Origin of the sequence: Anaerocolumna sedimenticola (genome assembly GCF_009931695.1) — a bacterium.
GTDB lineage: Bacteria > Bacillota > Clostridia > Lachnospirales > Lachnospiraceae > Anaerocolumna > Anaerocolumna sedimenticola.
In genome coordinates this window covers 4,909,643-4,926,736 of the sequence record NZ_CP048000.1, presented here as the reverse complement: position 1 = coordinate 4,926,736, position 17,094 = coordinate 4,909,643, and the positions used below count along the sequence as shown (strand labels likewise).

The window sequence follows — 17,094 nt, the reverse complement described above, 5'->3', positions numbered from 1 at the left end:
GAAAGGATGGTAACAGAATGAGTTTTATTGATATTGCAAAAACAAGATATTCCTGCAGAAAGTACCAGGACAGGAAAGTAGAGAAAGAGAAACTGGATAAAATTTTGGAAGCGGCTTTTGTTGCACCAACCGCTGCTAATTGTCAGCCTCAGAAATTAATAGTCTTACAGGAAAAGACAGGTCTGGAGAAATTAAGTAAAGCAGCCGGTATATACGATGCACCATTAGCGATTATTGTCTGCGGAGATGTTAACCGGTCATGGACACGTCCCTTTGACGGTAAAAAATACCATGATATCGACACCAGTATTGTAACGGATCATATGATGTTGCAAGCAACGGAATTAGGCTTAGGAACTGTTTGGGTATGTTATTTTAAACCGGATGTGATCAGAGAAGAATTTCAATTACCGGATAATCTGGAACCGATAAGTATTTTGGTAATCGGTTATCCGGAGGGAGAAGCAGCATCACCTGACAGGCATATCAAAACAAGGCTTCCACTGGAAGCTTATGTTTCTTATGAATCGTTATAATAATTCAATCATAATATATAATAAAAAAGCAATTACGAAACCAGGTTTTTGTATGGTATATTCAGATTGAGGTTTTATTTACGCTGTTTAACAAATCATATACAAAATCATATAATAAATCCATAAATATATTTAATAAGGATAATATATGAACCGTACAAAAATAATTGTGATAGGAGCTTTAATGGCCGGGATTGCAACGATTTTTCAATCAATTCCGTTCTTTTTATCCGAGGCCTTTGCATTACTTACCATATTAAGCGCAATTCCTATCTATACGGCAGCAAGGACTAATCCTATGTCAGGAGCTTTATCCTATGTTGTAACTGTGATTCTTGTCCTCTTTGTGAGTTCCCATGAAGCATTGATGTTTTTGTTTACAAATGGTGTGGTTGGAGTATCACTTGGGATTACCAGCTATCTTAAATTAAATAAGTTTCTGGCTGTAGGGGTTAGCTCTGTAATACAGACAATTTTTTTATGCATTTTAAATTATGGGATAGGCATCTCGATCTTTGGTGTAAAAATACCCGGAGCAATTATAATACAGTTGATACTGATACTGGGATTTACATTGGTTTATAACTTTGGTTATCAGGCATTTGCCGATTTTATTTATAAACGGATAAAAACATCAGGAATTACTGATATTGGAGCCAATGAAAAAAATAAAGAAAATTAAATTATTTATTTGGATAAATTTCGTAGGGCTATGATGGTTTTGAGATAGATAAATTACAACAGGTTCCGTTTCATAATATAAAAGTCTGTTTGAAAGAATTGGTATAACCCTTTCTTTTAAACAGACTTTTTAAACTATTCCGTTTATTTAATCGTAATCAGTTCGTAATCTTTATTACCTAAACCTATCTTGACAGCATGGTCAATGGAACTTTTCCAGTTTGTAGTTGGGTGCATATCGGTAAAATGATCATGATGGTTCAGTTTCTTTTTTGACAGCTGGCTGCCCGCAATTACAGGCTGTTTATTTACCGCATCTGCACAGGCTGCATCCAGGGCAACCGGGTCAAAGGAAGCAAACATACCTATATTTGGTACAAGTGGGATATCATTTTCGGAATGACAGTCACAGTTAGGGGAAACATCAACAACCAGACTGATATGAAAATGTGGGCGGTCCTTTAATACGGCATATGAATATTCTGCAATTTTATAATTAAGAATATCATTTGCCTGATCGCCCCATGGATTGATGGCATCAAAATTACATGCACCGATACAACGGCCGCAGCCGACGCATGTATCATGGTTAATACCAGCTTTACGGTTCTCATCAAATGTTATGGCATCATGGGCACAATTCTTTACACAAGCACCGCAGCTTTTACAGATATCCTTATCCACATTGGGTTTTCCTGAACTATGCATCTCCATTTTGCCTGCACGGGAACCGCAGCCCATACCAATATTTTTAAGAGCACCTCCAAAACCAGTTGATTCGTGGCCTTTAAAGTGGGTCAGTGAAATAAAAATATCTGCATCCATAATGGCACGGCCGATTTTAGCTTCCTTTACATATTCACCGTCAATAGGCACGTAAGCCTCGTCCGTACCTTTTAATCCGTCAGCAATAATTACATGACAGCCGGTTGTAAAAGGATTAAATCCATTTTCATAAGCAGAGTCAAGGTGATCCAATGCATTTTTTCTTCTACCCACATACAGGGTATTACAGTCTGTAAGAAAAGGTCTGCCGCCTTGTTTTTTTACAAGGTCTACAATAACTTTAGCATAGTTGGGACGCAGATAGGAAAGGTTCCCAGGTTCACCAAAATGTATTTTAATTGCTGCATATTTATTATTAAAATCAATGTTGGTTATACCTGCCTTTTTGACCAGCTTATCTAATTTTTGTAAAAGATTACAATTTGAAGTAGCTTTAAAATCCGTAAAATATACCTTTGAGGTTTCCATAGATTTTCTCCATTCTTAGTAAATATGTAATTTAATGTTAATTTAATAAAGCATTAGACTGGAATAATTTCCTGTAATTGCTTTACCTCTGATGATAGAATATAATCAATAAGATGTCAATTGAAGAAATTAAAATTTTACAGAAAATAAATGAATTTACAGAATATTTTTACAGATTTATTATTATGACTTGAAAGTTATGATACATCGGTTATAATTAAGTCAATAAGAACTTTAGGTAAGTGTTTAAATCATATTTTAGATTTATAAATTCTGAAATTGTATTAATGGTATGGTATTATAAATACAACAATGGAATTTCACATTGATTGTTTAGATTGAAAAGAACGAAAGGAAATAATAATTTTTGAAAAATACCCAAATAAAAATTAATTTAATATTTGTAATGCTCATATTCGGCAGTATTGGGCTGTTTGTACGAAATATTGATTTGGCGTCAAGTCTGGTTGCTCTGGTACGTGGATGTATAGGAAGTATATTTTTAATTACCGCCGGTTTTGCTATGAGGCAAAAATTATCCTGGAAAGCGATTAAATCAAACCTGATATTTCTAATCCTGTCCGGTACAGCAATTGGATTTAATTGGATCTTTTTATTTCAGGCCTATAAATATACTACCATATCCAATGCGACTTTAAGTTATTATTTTGCACCGGTTTTTGTTATGTTCTTAGCCCCAATTTTTCTGAAAGAACGTTTAACCCTGGTTAAAACCATAAGTATAGCAGGCGCCGTAAGCGGAATGTTTTTACTCATTGGTGTTGGAGGGGGTATGGAAAGAACCATATGGTGGGAATAGGTTATGGATTTTGTGCTGCCGTTCTTTATGCTGGAGTTATTCTATTAAACAGGTTTATGAAAGGCCTGAACGGTTTAGAGACAACGATAATCCAGCTAAGTACGGCTTCCGTGGTTTTATTGCCGTATGTTTTGTTAACAGAGAAGATTACAATCCATGAGTGGTCCGGGAAAACAATTCTTTATTTAATAATAGTTGGTATTATACATACAGGTTTAGCTTATCTGCTCTATTTTACATCTATAAATAAACTGAATGGGCAGACTACAGCAATTTTAAGTTATATAGATCCGATTTCAGCTATTATTATGTCATACATTTTTCTGGGGGAAAATATGACCATTCCCCAGGTAATCGGAGGGTTTCTTATATTAGGGGCAGCATTATTAAATGAAATGTTTGATAAAGCGAAAGTTACTACATAATTATTGCATATAAAACCCAGGCAAAATAACAGGAAGTACTTAAATAAATGAGGGATATTAGAGAAGGGCATTAACTAAAATAATTTATAGGTAATTGCGAAACTCACATATTGTATCTATATACCATGCAATTAATACAATTTCAGAGCTGAATTTTGCCCATAGGGCAACTGAAGCTCTGAAATTCGTATCAATTGTATGGTATATTCAGAAAACTATATAGTTTCGCAAATGCCTATAAAATATTTAATTAAAAAGGAGAGTGTTTAAATGGAATTTACTAAGGTAGTTTCGTTAAGAAGAGCAATCCGTAAATATAAAACGGATTCTGTGCCGGAGGATGTGTTACAGCGGTTATTTGAAGCTATGAATGCAGCTCCATCGGGAAATAATCATCAGCCATATCGATTTATATTTGTAAGGCAGGATAATATACGAAGGGAGATAGCTTCCAAAGCATGTCATCAGGACTTTTTATTTGACGCACCGATTCTGGTTGCAGCCTGTTGTGAAAAAGACAGGGCTTTTGATACGGCAATTGCCATGGAGCATCTTATCTTGGCAGCAACGAATGAGGGGCTGGGTTCCTGCTGGATTGGATGGTTTGAAAGGGAAGTTGTAAGAAAAATTCTTAATGTTCCCGATAATTATGAGATTCCGATTTTGGCTGCTATTGGGTATGCGGATGAAAGTCCGGAGGCAAAACCTAGAAAATCTTTAAGTGAATTAATATCATATGATCGGTTTTAACAGAAATATAAAACCTGTTTTGTTTAGAATAGAAAATGGAATCCCGTATTTATTTTAAGTAATCATTTAATACCAGGATTCAGAAAGAGGTAGTATGAAAGTTTTAATTATTTCCGGAACACCCAAAAGGGAGGGATTATCCTGTTCCTGCGAAGAAGCTGCATTAGCCGGTGTGATAAGTGCCGGTGCAGAGGGTGAAGTAATAAAATTATGTGATTATAATCTCACTCGTTGTGCTATGTGCGGTGATGGGTGGGGCACCTGCCGTGATAAACATACCTGCATCTATGGCGATGACGGATTTAATGAAATTCAGTCAAAGTTAGCCGAAGCAGATTTATTAATTTTAAATACTCCGGTATATTGGGGAGATATGACAGAAATTATGAAAGCATTTTTTGACCGCTTCCGCCGCTGCGAGGCCTTCAAAGGTTCAGAAAGTGCGCTTGCAGATAAAAATGTGCTACTCATTGCCTCTCCGGGCGGAAGTGGTAATGGTCTGATAAGCTGTTTAGAGCAAATGGAGAGAGTATGCAGACATTTAAGTGCCAAAATTTATGATTTTATAGGGGTAAACAGATGGAACAGGGAATATAAACTTGCTGCAATAAAAGCGGCCGCTGCATCCATGGTAAAATCGATATCCTAAATTAAATACTAGCCTGATAATGATATAAACAATCGGATTATCAATATGCCGCCAGACTCCTGTAAACCTGACTTTTGCATAAATTATAAGCTGGCAGTTTTATTAATACCAAAACTGTCAGCTTACGTTGCTGCCCTATCCGCTCGTGTAAGATAGTGTCAGCTTGCCGACGCCTTTTTATCAATCCAGAGATTATAGGTTAAACCTATAAAGACCAGAAATCCACCGATACATTTGCCTATGGATATTTCCTTTAATATAAAATAATCAATCAAAATACCTGTAAACAACTGGCCTATAAAAATAAGCAGTGTTATATAAAAAGCAGAGAGTCTGGGTGTTACATAGTTGGATGCCATAATAATTACAACTCCGGCCAAACCCCCAAGATATGCCCAGAAAGGTACTATATTTCGGGTGACTGAGGAAAATATGGGTTTGTCTTTGCTGATAAGATAGACAATAATTGATAAACTTAATCCGGTTATATAATTGATAAAGGTACTTTGTTTGGTACCTATTTTTTCTGCCAGCTGTGCATTTATGATTCTGCCAAGTACAATGGATACTCCCGCTAAAAAGGAAAGTAATAGATAAATGATTAACATAAAATTTACTCCTTCTCTAAAATAATTACTAATAAATTGTCATAACCAGGATTCCTCCTGCAATAAAACATAATCCGACTAACTTTTTTACTTTGAATCTGGAAGGTTTTATTCCCATTAAACCGAAATGATCCAATATAATTGATAGAACAGTCTGGCCAAGTAATCCTAATGCCTGTGTTAAGGATACCCCAAGATTCATAAAACCAAGGTTGGTAAAAATCACAGTGGCAACACCTATAAAACCTGCACTATAGAAATAGATAGGAATACTTCGGGATACTTTTATAGTTGTTTTACTTATGATCAGAACAATTATAACGGATACGAGTCCAACCACATGTATCAGTACAGTGGATGTATAGTTTCCATATGTGTCAGATAAAGTTCCGTTAAGTAGAATCATAACGGAAGTGATAACTCCGATAATCAGGGAAATAAAATAATTCATTGCGGTATTACCTCCATAACCAAAGTATTTACATAAACCATATTATATTAATAATTTAACATAAATAAGTTGAGATTAGTTATGACATATGTCATACTAATTAGAGAAAAGGATAAAGGGTGTTGATACTAGCTTATGGAAAAAATCAATGACAAAAAATTATTGGATAAATACATTGCAGAATTTAATATGGATCAGCTATTTACTAGAGACATGAAGCCTTATATGGAATTGTTTTTCTATAAGAAAAATGAATTTATCGTAAGGGATAGTGAAAAAATGGATTACCTTTTTTTTCTTGTTAACGGCAAAACCAAAGTTTTTACTACTTTAAGTAACGGAAAATCCCTTTTGCTATGTTTTTATCAGGAATTTAAAGTGTTAGGTGACTTGGAGATTACAGGTTCACCAAATGCAGTTACGAATATACAGGTTATAGAAGATACGACTTGTATTGGTTTGTCTTTAGAGAAAGTTAAGGTTTTACTGCTGGAGGATGCTAAATTTCTGCGTTTTATCTGTGGTTCCCTAGGTGATAAATTATACCGCTGCTCGAAAAATAGTTCCATTAATTTACTTTATTCATTAGAGAACAGACTGGCTAGTTACATTTATACAACCGGAGAGAGGATAAAAGATTCCGGTGGAAAGACAAAGATTATTTTTAAAGAGAATATGACAGAGATAGCAGAACTTTTAGGGACAAGCTACCGGCACCTATTAAGGACTTTAAACGGATTATGCCTAATGGGAGTATTGATTAAGGAAAATGAAAGGTATGAGGTTTTGGATGAAAAGGTACTGATACAATTATCGGCAGACTTGTACAGATAATTTGGAATATATTTATAATTGGGTGTCCAAAGTCCGATAGATATTGTTTTGAAAGAATACAAAGCGTATGTATATTCAAAATAGATATTCGGAGTGGATTTTTGATTGCCAAATCAGAGTTATAATGTTTAAAATATCTTATAACAGAGAAAAAGGTATCTTGTTCAGTAGTAATTTACTGTAAACAAGATACCTTTTATCGTTTAGTAGACGAAAACCATTGAGCCGATTCTGGCGGTTATGGGTTTTGACCACAACCACTGGTTTGTAGAACTGTCATCAAAGTAAAACATGGCACCTTTACTGGGGTCACTGCCATAAAGTGCTGCCCATGCTGCTCTTAAAGCCGCGTCGGTTGGAGGATTATTTATGTAGCCGTTTTTAACAGGGGTGAACTGGTAATATCCACCTGCTACCTGATTGATTACAGAAGTAATAGTGGAAGGCCATTCCGGACTTTTAACCCGGTTTACTACAACGGCACCCACCGCAACCATTGCCTCATATGGCTCACCGGTTGTTTCGGCAGTTATCAGCCTTGCTAACAGATTAACCTCATCGGCAGTATAAGGAATAACCGTATCATAAGTTTTCATTGTTTCACCGGCTGTGTTGATTCCTGGCAGTACAAGCTGCTGACCCGGTATTAAGGAATCATCCCATTTATTATTTGCTTTACGTAGTGAGTTTAATGGAATAGCGAAACCTTTTGCAATCAGGTAAAGAGTATCTCCGCTTTTAACCGTATATATTTTGGCGGGAACTTTTAATTCTTGACCGGGATAAATCATATCCGTATTCAACTGATTGTCCGATTTTAGTGTGTTAATGGAAGTCTTAAATAATACGCTGATATTATACAAAGAATCGCCGGAAACGACCGTATAATCTGCAGCTAATGCTGTTGCTGAGTTGAGTATTAAGGCAAATAAAATGCCAAATGTAAGAACTTGTCCTTTTTTTAAAAGATGCATGTTAATCCTCCCTGATTTTAAATTATTAGCCAGATGTCTATTCCCTTATATATGTATAGCATTCAATTTCTTCCTTTACTCCCGGGTAAATAAAAAAGTTGTGTAAAATCGTATTCATCAATCAGGATGAGTAGTTATGATTTTACACAACCTTTTTCTAAACCTTAATCATTATTTAACAAAAACCATGATACCGTATCTTGCGGTTATTGGTTTAGACCATAACCAGGCATTCGTCGAGGTATTATCAAAATAGAACATAGCACCCTTTGACGGATCACTTCCTTTTAATGCGGCTTTTGCGGCTTTAATAGCAGTTTGGGATGCCGGCTTATTAATATAGCCGTTTTTAACAGGAGTGAACTGATAATAATCACCTGCTACATGATTAATAACTTTTGTTATGGTATTAGGCCAATCCGGGCTTTGCACTCTGTTAACGACGACTGCGCCTACCCCTACCATGGCATTATAAGGTTGTCCGGTAGCTTCTGCCGTTATTAGCCTTGCCAGTAAATCCAGTTCTTTTTGCGTATATGAGATAACTGCTTTTGAGTTACTTGCATACGTTTTTGCTTTCGTAGAAAATGTACTTGCTTTTACAGATGCTTTTTTAGTTTTACTTGTTGATTTGGAAGCAGGCAAAATAAGCTTTTGACCTGGTTTTAACTTATCGTTCCATTTATTATTTGCTCTTCTTAAAGAAGCAACGTTAACATTGCTCTTCTTTGCAATGAGGAACAGGGTATCCCCTTTCTTAACCTTGTAGGTTTTTGCCTTCACGTCAATAACCTGACCGGGATAAAGGGTATTGGTTTTCAGATTGTTATCTGACTTTATGGTTTTTACAGGAGTGTCAAATAAGCGACCAATTTTGTATAGTGTATCATTCTTAAGAATAGTATAGTCAGCTGCCGATGCAGTTGTGGAACTGATTGTAATGGATAATATCAATCCAAATGCAAAAACAGCGGCTTTTCTAAATCTCTTCATAGGTACCTCCTTTTGGTTGGTGTTCTATTTGTGGCAGCAATTCCTGTACTACTATTCTAAACTAGAATGACAGTTGGGTATATATCGAATTGTTAACAATAGAGGATGTTATGTGCAAAAATGTATAAAACTGTATATAAAATACAAAAAGTACAGCAACTCAAACAAAAAGTGAAGCAAATTAAACAAAAAATATAGTAAATTAAAGAAAAAAATATTTTATAAAGAGAATAGAATAAATTTTATTTCGATAAAACAGGAGACTACTATAAAAATATTGGTTTCTTTTATTATATTGATTTGAGAGTAAAGGGTTGGGGGTATTGACAGTTTCGTTACGAACCCTTAATATGATATATAGTTCCGAATTAATATGAGGTGACATTATGAACGAGAAATATAATGAATATGCATTATTATTTAAAGCTCTTTCCGACCCTAACCGGTTATTGATTATAGATTATCTATTGGGAAGTGAACGTTGCGCCTGTGTAATACTGGAGAAATTACAAATTACGCAATCTACATTATCCTATCATATGAAAATTCTTTGTGAGAGCTCGATTGTTAATGTACGAAAAGATGGTAAATGGATGCATTATTCTATAAACAAAAGTAAGTTCGAAGATTTAAAAGAAATTCTGGATAAATTTTCAAACAGTGATTCGGATGGAACATTAAGTTGTTTTTGTAAATAATATATAAAGGGATTTATCAAAGTGGTAAAAAGCTTTGGTTTGTATATTGACAATTATCAATATGTTCCTTATAATGGCATTTAGATTGATAAATATCGATATGTTATCTGGTTTCAATTAATTTTATAAGATTTACATTGTGTAGAACAATTATGAGAATTATAAACGAAAGAGCATGATTAAAAGATTCCAAAGATAAAAAGAAAAAATCAAATCAACGAGGTATAAGTTATGGATCAGTTCAAGAAATTAACCATTGAAGATAGAGATATTATAGAAAAATATTTGGAAAAGGATAAACATAGGGCATGTGATTATAGTGCCGGAAATTTGATTTTGTGGTCAGATGTTTATAATACCCGGTTTGCAATTGAAAAAGATATGCTTTTCATAAAATTTATGAAAGACAATGAAAACTATTTTGCATTCCCAATGGGTGGCGGTAATATAAAACAGGCTTTGGAATGGCTGATTGCATACTGCAAAAATCAGAAAATAGAATTTAAAATGAATCTTATAGAACCATCCATGTATAAAGAGATAGAAAAATTATATCCGTGTGAATATGAAATAACATATGTCAGGGATAGTGCGGACTATGTATATTTGGTTGAAGATTTAAAAAATCTTTCCGGCAAGAAATATCATGGCAAGAAAAATCATATAAATAAATTTGTAAAAACATATCCGGACTGGACTTACGATACTATTACGGATGAGAATACAAAAGAATGTATTGAGATGGTAAAAGAATGGGGTAAGGAGAATGGAAGCAGCGGAGATTCATCAAAAGCCGATGAAATCAATGTACTGATTAAAGGCCTGGAACATAGAAAAGAGCTTCATATGATAGGCGGTATTATTAGAGCAGAAGGTCGTATTGTAGCTCTGACGATGGGTGAAAAATCAGGAGAAGATATGTTTATTATACATTTCGAGAAGGCATTTGCAGATGTTAGTGGTGCTTATCCAATGATAAACCAACAGTTTATTATTCATGAACTATCCGGTTATACGTATGTTAACCGGGAGGAAGATATGGGGATAAAAGGTCTTCGAAAAGCAAAAGAATCTTACCATCCCGTATTTATGGCGGAGAAAGGTATTCTTGTTAAAAAACTTGCATTTCGAACGGTGATTAAAAATATTAAAGAAATGGAAGATTCCTGCATATATTAGAATAATGATAAAATGGGATGGTTTTATGTATGCCTGATGGAAAACTGGAGAATCAATTAAATCTGGCATTGGATGTTCCGGAACAGATAAGAGAAAAAACCTTAGATTTAAATGTAGGTTATGAGCCGTCAGTAAACATGTGGGAGTTAATTGTAAAATATAGCGGAGATATTACCCGGATTGCTCAGGAATTAGAATTGACAATTGTACCTCTTCTAAATGAATATGCTATTATCACGATTCGGGAAGACTTAATCGACAGGTTATCTGATTTTGAAGAGATAGAATTTATTGAAAAACCAAAAAGGTTATTTTATAACGTAGCACAGGGGCGGACAGCTTCCTGTATCAATCCCCTTCAGACTGCCCAGTATAATTTGTTCGGAAAAGGGGTCATTGTTGCTGTTATTGATTCCGGTATTGATTGGACCCACCCTGATTTCCGTAATGAAAACGGAACAACCAGGATCTTGGATTTATGGGACCAGACTATTCCGGGGAATCCTCCGGCAGGTTATGCAATAGGTACCGTATATAGCAGAGAACAGATCAATGCGGCATTAGCAGTCACGGATCAAGCCGAACGCCTTTCTATGTTACCCAGTACAGACTTGTCCGGACATGGAACCCATGTAGCCAGTATTGCCGCCGGTAACGGCAGGGCCAGTAATGGAAGAAACCGGGGAGTGGCATCCCAGAGTGATCTTCTTATTGTAAAATTAGGTACTTCCATAGGGGATTCCTTTCCCAGAACAGCCGAACTGATGCAGGGAATCGATTATTGTATAAAAAGAGCAATTGAATTAAATATGCCAATGGCAATTAATATTAGTTTTGGTAACAATTATGGCTCTCATACCGGGAATTCATTACTTGAGAATTACATCAATGAAATAGCAAACCGATGGAAAGTAAATATTATTATCGGTACCGGAAATGAAGGGACGGCTGGAAAACATACAGGTGGTATCTTAAGCGGGGCGCCGGGTGCTCCCAGAGAAATTATTGAACTGGCAGTAGGAGCCTATGAATTTACTTTTAATCTTCAGATTTGGAAAAACTTTTATGATAGGTTTGAAATTGTAATAACCTCACCTGGAGGAATCCGGGTGGGACCAATTCCGGAGCGGCTGGGAACACAACAGTTCCGGATCGGCCAGACAGAAATATTCTTATATTACGGTGAACCTGTTCCATATAATGTCCAGCAGGAAATCTACCTTGAATTCATACCGGTTACGGATTATATAGAATCCGGGATTTGGAATATTGAATTAGTTCCTGTGGATATTGTGGTTGGTGATTTTGACATGTGGCTTCCATCCGGTAGTGTAGTATCACCTCAAACTCAATTTTTAAGGCCTACGGAACGAACAACTCTTACGATACCCTCAACTGCAGAGCGGGCAATTACGGTGGGGGCTTATGATGCCTATAATGACAGTCTGGCGTTTTTCTCCGGCAGAGGATTTCCAAGAGGAAATACCTCAGTGAAACCGGACTTAGTAGCTCCCGGTGTAAATATTACGGCGGCAGCTCCTGGAGGAGGTTATGCCACCCGTTCCGGTACCTCCATGGCTACCCCTTTTGTCACGGGAAGTGTGGCACTTATGATGCAATGGGGTATCGTAAACGGGAATGACCCGTATATGTATGGAGAGAAAATGAAAGCCTATCTCATTGCCGGTGCCAGACATTTGAGCTTTGAACCGGAATATCCCAATCCAACCTTTGGGTTTGGAGCATTATGCTTAAGGGATACGCTGGCATTGACACAGTAATCAGGCAGAAGCTATCGATAGAATAAGTTGTTTATAACGCTGTTAGGCGAATGCCTAACAGCGTTTTTTTAATACCTGAACTTAACTCTTTTTCATAAATACTGATAAAACAGGAAATGATATAAACAGGTCTGCAACAGCGGAACCAATGCATCTGGTGACAATAGAACCTAAAGTAAAAATTACTACATATATTCTACCTATATTTTATATAAATTTAAGTATAAATAAATTATCTTGTTTTTCAAAACATAAAAGGAGTCAATATGGTAGGAATAACTAAGTTATTATGTGGTTCTGAATCTTTTGGTGACAAATTACGTTATGTACCCGATGCATCCGAACAAAGATATGGTGCCAGTGCAGGTTATGGACCCGTAGTTGTTTGGAATTGTACAAACCAATGTAATTTAAACTGTAAACACTGTTATGCTAATTCAAAAAACTATAAAGCAGAACAGGAATTGAGCACAAATGAGGCAAAATCTTTAATAGATGATTTAGCAAAACTTCATATACCAGTCTTACTGATATCCGGCGGGGAACCGTTAATGAGGGACGATATCTTTGAAATTATTAATTATGCAAATAAATACAATATACGTATTACAATCTCAACGAACGGTACCTTAATAGACAGGAAAATGGCAAAAGATTTAAAAAAGTTTAATGTAAGTTATGTGGGAATCAGCCTGGATGGTATTGGTTCCAGGCATGATGATTTTCGTGGATGTTCCGGCAGTTTTAACAGATCTTTAGAAGCAATAAGAAACTGTTTGGAAATCGGACAAAAAGCCGGACTTCGATTTACAATAAATAGATATAATTATGATCAGTTAAATGATATCTTTCATCTGATTCAGGAAGAAAAAATTCCCCGAGTTTGTTTTTATCATTTAGCTTATTCAGGTAGAGGAACTTCCCTGATTAATATGGATATAACGAAAGAAGAAAAAAGAGCCGCAATGGATTTGATTATGAAGAAGACCATTGAATTTGATAAAAATGCTGAAATTTTAACGGTGGATAATCACGCAGATAATATTTATTTATATCTCCAATCAAGAGATAAATATCCAATTTTATCAGACAGAATATGGAAATTAATACAAATGGGCGGTGGGAATCGTTCCGGTATTGCCATTGCCAATATTGATTATAAAGGCAATGTACATGCTGACCAGTTTAGCTGGAATCATATTTTTGGAAATATCAGGGAAACGAAATTTAGTGAGCTTTGGACAAATCCTACCAATCCAATAGCAATCGGTCTAAGGGATAGAAAATCTTTATTAAAAGGAAGATGCGGTAAGTGCCAGTGGTTAAATATATGTAATGGTAATCTTAGAGTAAGGGCTGAAGCAGTTACCGGTGATTTTTGGGCATCTGACCCGGCTTGCTATCTTAGTAACGAAGAGATAGGAGTGCCTGATGAAATAGCTCTGATCTAATAAAATTAAAATATAAATATAAATACGGGAGGTTAAAAAGTTGATTATTTCTTGGAATACAACCAACAGATGTAATATGACCTGTAAACATTGCTATCGTGATGCAGGGACGGAATTTAATGATGAACTTAATACTTCGGAGGCTAAGAAACTAATAGAAGAAATTTCAGCAGCCGGTTTTAAAATTATGATATTTTCAGGGGGGAACCATTAATGCGGCCTGATATATATGAATTGATAGAGCACGCAGCCAAATGTAAACTCCGCCCTGTATTAGGCAGCAACGGCACATTAATAAACCAGGAAACGGCTTATAAACTAAAGTCTGTTGGAGTTATGGGTATAGGTATCAGTTTAGACAGCATGGACAAAGAAAAACATAACAGTTTCAGGGGACTTTCAAAAGGCTGGGAAGAAACCGTTAAAGGTATGGAAAATTGCAGGGAAGCCGGGTTGAGATTTCAGATACATACTACTGTAATGGACTGGAATTATAAAGAAATACTGGATATTACTGATTTTGCAGTTGAAATAGGGGCTACTGCCCATCATATATTTTCATAGTTCCTACTGGACGGGCATTGGAAATAAAAGAAGAATTTTTAAGTGCAAAGCAGCATGAAGAATTATTAGCCAATATAGTAAATAAACAAAAGGAAGTTGACATTGAAGTAAAACCTACCTGTGCACCCCAATTTATGCGAATTGCAAAACAGCAGGGAGTACCTTACCGGTTTGCCAAGGGTTGTCTTGCCGGAATCAGTTATTGTATCATTAATCCGAAAGGTGATGTACAGCCTTGCGCATATCTGGATATACCAATTGATAATGTAAGAAAAAAACCTTTTAATGAGATATGGGAGCATAATACTATATTAAAGAATTTACGTACATTGGCATATAAGGATAAATGCGGCTTATGTGTATATAAAAAACTATGCGGCGGATGCCGTGCCAGAGCAGCATATTATTATAATGGTGATTACATGGCAGAAGATTCTTTATGTATTTATGAGGGAGTAATCAGTTAATATGGAAGACAAATATAGTAAATTGCTTAATATGATTCAAAATGACCTTCCTATGGAATCAAGACCTTTCTTATCCATAGCTGAAAAAATGGAAAAGTCAGAAGATGAAGTACTGGATATGATAAAAGAATTAAAAGAACAGGGATATATCCGCAGATTCGGCGGTACATTCGATTCAAAGAATTTAGGTTATACAGGCACATTATGTGGAATGGAAGTAACTGAAAATAAAATTGAAGAAGTTGCCCATATTGTAAACAGTTATACTAATGTTACCCATAATTATCTCAGAAACCACAAATATAATATGTGGTTTACATTGATTGAACCTTCTCAGTCCAGCCTTGATAATCATATCAATGAGATTAAAACAAAAACAGGAATCGATGAAATATTAGTTCTGAATTCTTTGAGAACTTTCAAAATTAATGTTAAATTAAATGTTGAGGGAGCATAAGGTTATGGATGATTCCAGGGAAAAACAGATTATTTTTAAATTGCAGCACGAATTTCCTTTAATACCTGAACCATATAAAAAAATCGCCGATGATATAGGAATTCCGGAAAATGAATTATTAGATTATATGATTGAATTAAAGAATAATAAAACATTGCGAAGGATTGGTGCGGTATTAAACCACAGAACAGTAGGTTTTTTGGCTAATGCTATGGTGGTATGGGCAGTACCTGCCGAAAGAATAAAAGAGGTTTCGGATATTATGATTTCATTTCCTCAGGTAAGCCATTGTTACGAACGGGAGATATTAAAAAATTGGAATTATAATATTTATACGATGATTCATTCTGTAAGTTATGAGTTATGTGATGATATCATTAAGCAGATATCTCAAATGACAAATATCAGTAACTATGAAGTTTTATATAGTACGAAAGAATTAAAAAAGAGCAGTATGTTATATTCCGGTATAAAAAGTGATAAAAACAACTATTAAAAAAATGGGTACGGGCAGTGAAAAGAACAACAGGGTTATAGAAGCGAGAGTTTTAAAAATCTATAAAATATGGTTAAACGCCCCATGTGTTTGAAATGAATAAAATGATAAAAAAGAAAAGACAAATAGCGTATTAAAGGAGGAGTTTTATATGTCTTTTCTTTTTTATTACCATTCCAATTTTGATTGTTTTGGCCGTAGTGGTAAACAAAACGACAGCATTCGCATAAGATAAACAACGACTAATTGATAGAGGTTTTCTTATGGGAATATTAATGATTGTCTTTCTGACATTTGCGGCAACTGCCGACAGTTTTATAATTGCTTTTAACTATGGGATTAAAAAAGTTATTATCAGCAATTCTTCCAATTTCTTTATTTCAATTCTTTGCCTATGCGGCACCCTGATTTCCATGTTTATAGGAAAAACACTTGGCGGCTTTGTTTCCGTACATGTTGCTGACATAATAGGCAGTATCGTACTTGTTGGTCTTGCGGTTTATATGTTATTTAATGCATTGCATCCTGACGAAAAAGGGGAGCATCAGTATACGCAGGATCCATCTGTCGTTGATAAGGATAATTCCAAAGTGATAGAGCTCAGGGAATCCTTGCTGATTGGCATATTTTTAAGTATAAATAATATGGGGATGGGAATCGGAGCGGGTATTGCAGGTATGTCGGTTTCCGTTACACCGGTAATTTGTGCGGCGGCAAGTTTTATTTTTATAAAAGCAGGCTGTGTATTCGGCAGGCATATTACATCTCAAAAACTTTCAAAGGTATTAGAGACCTTTTCCGCAGTTCTGGTATTACTATTGGGCATTATGGGTTTCTTTAACTAAAAAACCGGTATTGTCAAAGAATCAATACAAGCGGGTTAAAAGATAATTTGACTTTTATTTTGCAGTTGTATAAAATAAGATTGAATTATCCATAACTGAGAAAAATCAGGTAGAACAGTGATTCAAAGTAAACGCTTGAATCTATTGGCGGCGGACCAATTTCTAAAAAGCAGGAGAAGGC

At 35.4% G+C, this 17,094-nt stretch carries 20 protein-coding genes and 1 pseudogene; 16 read left to right on the top strand and 5 right to left on the bottom strand.

Going from position 1 to position 17,094, the window contains the following annotated elements; all coding sequences use genetic code 11:
• The first annotated feature begins 17 nt into the window (after positions 1-17).
• Positions 18-536 carry a nitroreductase family protein gene (locus Ana3638_RS21960; RefSeq protein ID WP_161839936.1) on the top strand — a complete coding sequence of 173 codons (519 nt, stop codon included), beginning with the start codon at positions 18-20 and terminating at the stop codon, positions 534-536.
• Positions 537-684: 148 nt separating this feature from the next.
• The gene (locus Ana3638_RS21955) at positions 685-1,218 is read left to right on the top strand and encodes a YybS family protein (protein WP_161839935.1); all 534 of its coding nucleotides are present in this window, start codon (positions 685-687) and stop codon (positions 1,216-1,218) included.
• Between the two features lie 143 nt (positions 1,219-1,361).
• On the opposite strand, the gene Ana3638_RS21950 is transcribed toward Ana3638_RS21955, so the two are convergent.
• Entirely contained in the window at positions 1,362-2,471 is a 1,110-nt protein-coding gene (locus Ana3638_RS21950) for a DUF362 domain-containing protein (protein WP_161839934.1), read from the bottom strand.
• Positions 2,472-2,838: 367 nt separating this feature from the next.
• Between Ana3638_RS21950 and Ana3638_RS26645 the strand changes: the two genes are divergently transcribed.
• From Ana3638_RS26645 to Ana3638_RS21935, 4 genes are all read left to right on the top strand, one after another.
• Positions 2,839-3,291 (top strand): DMT family transporter, encoded by a 453-nt coding sequence (locus Ana3638_RS26645; protein WP_330587738.1) that lies wholly within the window; start codon positions 2,839-2,841, stop codon positions 3,289-3,291.
• The gene (locus Ana3638_RS26640; protein WP_330587737.1) at positions 3,279-3,716 is read left to right on the top strand and encodes a DMT family transporter; all 438 of its coding nucleotides are present in this window, start codon (positions 3,279-3,281) and stop codon (positions 3,714-3,716) included. Before Ana3638_RS26645 ends, Ana3638_RS26640 begins: the two co-directional genes overlap by 13 nt.
• 270 nt (positions 3,717-3,986) lie before the next feature.
• Positions 3,987-4,466, top strand: coding sequence for a nitroreductase family protein (locus Ana3638_RS21940; RefSeq protein WP_161839933.1), 480 nt, complete (start codon positions 3,987-3,989; stop codon positions 4,464-4,466).
• A 94-nt stretch (positions 4,467-4,560) separates the two neighbouring features.
• Positions 4,561-5,115 carry a flavodoxin family protein gene (locus Ana3638_RS21935; protein ID WP_161839932.1) on the top strand — a complete coding sequence of 185 codons (555 nt, stop codon included), beginning with the start codon at positions 4,561-4,563 and terminating at the stop codon, positions 5,113-5,115.
• A 158-nt stretch (positions 5,116-5,273) separates the two neighbouring features.
• Here the strand turns inward: Ana3638_RS21935 and Ana3638_RS21930 are convergent, their stop codons facing one another.
• The gene (locus Ana3638_RS21930) at positions 5,274-5,723 is read right to left on the bottom strand and encodes a DMT family transporter (protein ID WP_330587736.1); all 450 of its coding nucleotides are present in this window, start codon (positions 5,721-5,723) and stop codon (positions 5,274-5,276) included.
• A gap of 28 nt (positions 5,724-5,751) precedes the next feature.
• A complete protein-coding gene (locus tag Ana3638_RS21925; RefSeq protein ID WP_161839931.1) occupies positions 5,752-6,174 on the bottom strand; it encodes a DMT family transporter in 423 nt (140 codons plus the stop codon).
• A 135-nt stretch (positions 6,175-6,309) separates the two neighbouring features.
• Between Ana3638_RS21925 and Ana3638_RS21920 the strand changes: the two genes are divergently transcribed.
• Positions 6,310-7,008 carry a cyclic nucleotide-binding domain-containing protein gene (locus Ana3638_RS21920; protein WP_161839930.1) on the top strand — a complete coding sequence of 233 codons (699 nt, stop codon included), beginning with the start codon at positions 6,310-6,312 and terminating at the stop codon, positions 7,006-7,008.
• Positions 7,009-7,211: 203 nt separating this feature from the next.
• Here the strand turns inward: Ana3638_RS21920 and Ana3638_RS21915 are convergent, their stop codons facing one another.
• On the bottom strand, positions 7,212-7,982 hold the full coding sequence (locus Ana3638_RS21915; RefSeq protein ID WP_161839929.1) for a LysM peptidoglycan-binding domain-containing protein: 771 nt from the start codon (positions 7,980-7,982) through the stop codon (positions 7,212-7,214).
• A 171-nt stretch (positions 7,983-8,153) separates the two neighbouring features.
• A complete protein-coding gene (locus tag Ana3638_RS21910) occupies positions 8,154-8,975 on the bottom strand; it encodes a LysM peptidoglycan-binding domain-containing protein (RefSeq protein ID WP_161839928.1) in 822 nt (273 codons plus the stop codon).
• Between the two features lie 386 nt (positions 8,976-9,361).
• Here Ana3638_RS21910 and Ana3638_RS21905 point away from each other — a divergent pair, with 386 nt between their 5' ends.
• From Ana3638_RS21905 to Ana3638_RS21870, 9 genes and pseudogenes are all read left to right on the top strand, one after another.
• The gene (locus Ana3638_RS21905) at positions 9,362-9,673 is read left to right on the top strand and encodes an ArsR/SmtB family transcription factor (protein ID WP_161839927.1); all 312 of its coding nucleotides are present in this window, start codon (positions 9,362-9,364) and stop codon (positions 9,671-9,673) included.
• 231 nt (positions 9,674-9,904) lie between these two features.
• Positions 9,905-10,852 carry a DUF2156 domain-containing protein gene (locus Ana3638_RS21900; protein WP_161839926.1) on the top strand — a complete coding sequence of 316 codons (948 nt, stop codon included), beginning with the start codon at positions 9,905-9,907 and terminating at the stop codon, positions 10,850-10,852.
• Positions 10,853-10,881: 29 nt separating this feature from the next.
• Entirely contained in the window at positions 10,882-12,633 is a 1,752-nt protein-coding gene (locus Ana3638_RS21895; protein ID WP_161839925.1) for a S8 family peptidase, read from the top strand.
• Positions 12,634-12,899: 266 nt separating this feature from the next.
• A complete protein-coding gene (gene nirJ1, locus Ana3638_RS21890) occupies positions 12,900-14,084 on the top strand; it encodes a putative heme d1 biosynthesis radical SAM protein NirJ1 (RefSeq protein WP_161839924.1) in 1,185 nt (394 codons plus the stop codon).
• Positions 14,085-14,160: 76 nt separating this feature from the next.
• A pseudogene (locus Ana3638_RS26630) lies at positions 14,161-14,648 on the top strand (radical SAM protein).
• A gap of 17 nt (positions 14,649-14,665) precedes the next feature.
• Complete coding sequence (locus tag Ana3638_RS26625) at positions 14,666-15,115, top strand: SPASM domain-containing protein (protein ID WP_330587733.1); 450 nt, start codon at positions 14,666-14,668, stop codon at positions 15,113-15,115.
• A gap of 1 nt (position 15,116) precedes the next feature.
• A complete protein-coding gene (gene ahbA / locus Ana3638_RS21880; protein ID WP_161839923.1) occupies positions 15,117-15,572 on the top strand; it encodes a siroheme decarboxylase subunit alpha in 456 nt (151 codons plus the stop codon).
• A gap of 4 nt (positions 15,573-15,576) precedes the next feature.
• Positions 15,577-16,068: a siroheme decarboxylase subunit beta gene (ahbB, locus tag Ana3638_RS21875; protein ID WP_161839922.1), complete on the top strand. Its 492-nt coding sequence runs from the start codon at positions 15,577-15,579 to the stop codon at positions 16,066-16,068.
• A gap of 263 nt (positions 16,069-16,331) precedes the next feature.
• On the top strand, positions 16,332-16,913 hold the full coding sequence (locus Ana3638_RS21870; RefSeq protein ID WP_161839921.1) for a manganese efflux pump: 582 nt from the start codon (positions 16,332-16,334) through the stop codon (positions 16,911-16,913).
• Positions 16,914-17,094: the final 181 nt, after the last annotated feature.

Excerpts from the sequence above, each read along its gene's own strand:
- Ana3638_RS21960 (WP_161839936.1), top strand. The coding sequence starts at position 18 with ATGAGTTTTATTGATATTGCAAAAACAAGATATTCCTGCAGAAAGTAC.
- Ana3638_RS21955 (WP_161839935.1), top strand. The coding sequence starts at position 685 with ATGAACCGTACAAAAATAATTGTGATAGGAGCTTTAATGGCCGGGATT.
- Ana3638_RS21950 (WP_161839934.1), bottom strand. The coding sequence starts at position 2,471 with ATGGAAACCTCAAAGGTATATTTTACGGATTTTAAAGCTACTTCAAAT.
- Ana3638_RS26640 (WP_330587737.1), top strand. The coding sequence starts at position 3,279 with ATGGTGGGAATAGGTTATGGATTTTGTGCTGCCGTTCTTTATGCTGGA.
- Ana3638_RS21940 (WP_161839933.1), top strand. The coding sequence starts at position 3,987 with ATGGAATTTACTAAGGTAGTTTCGTTAAGAAGAGCAATCCGTAAATAT.
- Ana3638_RS21935 (WP_161839932.1), top strand. The coding sequence starts at position 4,561 with ATGAAAGTTTTAATTATTTCCGGAACACCCAAAAGGGAGGGATTATCC.
- Ana3638_RS21930 (WP_330587736.1), bottom strand. The coding sequence starts at position 5,723 with ATGTTAATCATTTATCTATTACTTTCCTTTTTAGCGGGAGTATCCATT.
- Ana3638_RS21925 (WP_161839931.1), bottom strand. The coding sequence starts at position 6,174 with ATGAATTATTTTATTTCCCTGATTATCGGAGTTATCACTTCCGTTATG.
- Ana3638_RS21920 (WP_161839930.1), top strand. The coding sequence starts at position 6,310 with ATGGAAAAAATCAATGACAAAAAATTATTGGATAAATACATTGCAGAA.
- Ana3638_RS21915 (WP_161839929.1), bottom strand. The coding sequence starts at position 7,982 with ATGCATCTTTTAAAAAAAGGACAAGTTCTTACATTTGGCATTTTATTT.
- Ana3638_RS21910 (WP_161839928.1), bottom strand. The coding sequence starts at position 8,975 with ATGAAGAGATTTAGAAAAGCCGCTGTTTTTGCATTTGGATTGATATTA.
- Ana3638_RS21905 (WP_161839927.1), top strand. The coding sequence starts at position 9,362 with ATGAACGAGAAATATAATGAATATGCATTATTATTTAAAGCTCTTTCC.
- Ana3638_RS21900 (WP_161839926.1), top strand. The coding sequence starts at position 9,905 with ATGGATCAGTTCAAGAAATTAACCATTGAAGATAGAGATATTATAGAA.
- Ana3638_RS21895 (WP_161839925.1), top strand. The coding sequence starts at position 10,882 with ATGCCTGATGGAAAACTGGAGAATCAATTAAATCTGGCATTGGATGTT.
- nirJ1 (WP_161839924.1), top strand. The coding sequence starts at position 12,900 with ATGGTAGGAATAACTAAGTTATTATGTGGTTCTGAATCTTTTGGTGAC.
- ahbA (WP_161839923.1), top strand. The coding sequence starts at position 15,117 with ATGGAAGACAAATATAGTAAATTGCTTAATATGATTCAAAATGACCTT.
- ahbB (WP_161839922.1), top strand. The coding sequence starts at position 15,577 with ATGGATGATTCCAGGGAAAAACAGATTATTTTTAAATTGCAGCACGAA.
- Ana3638_RS21870 (WP_161839921.1), top strand. The coding sequence starts at position 16,332 with ATGGGAATATTAATGATTGTCTTTCTGACATTTGCGGCAACTGCCGAC.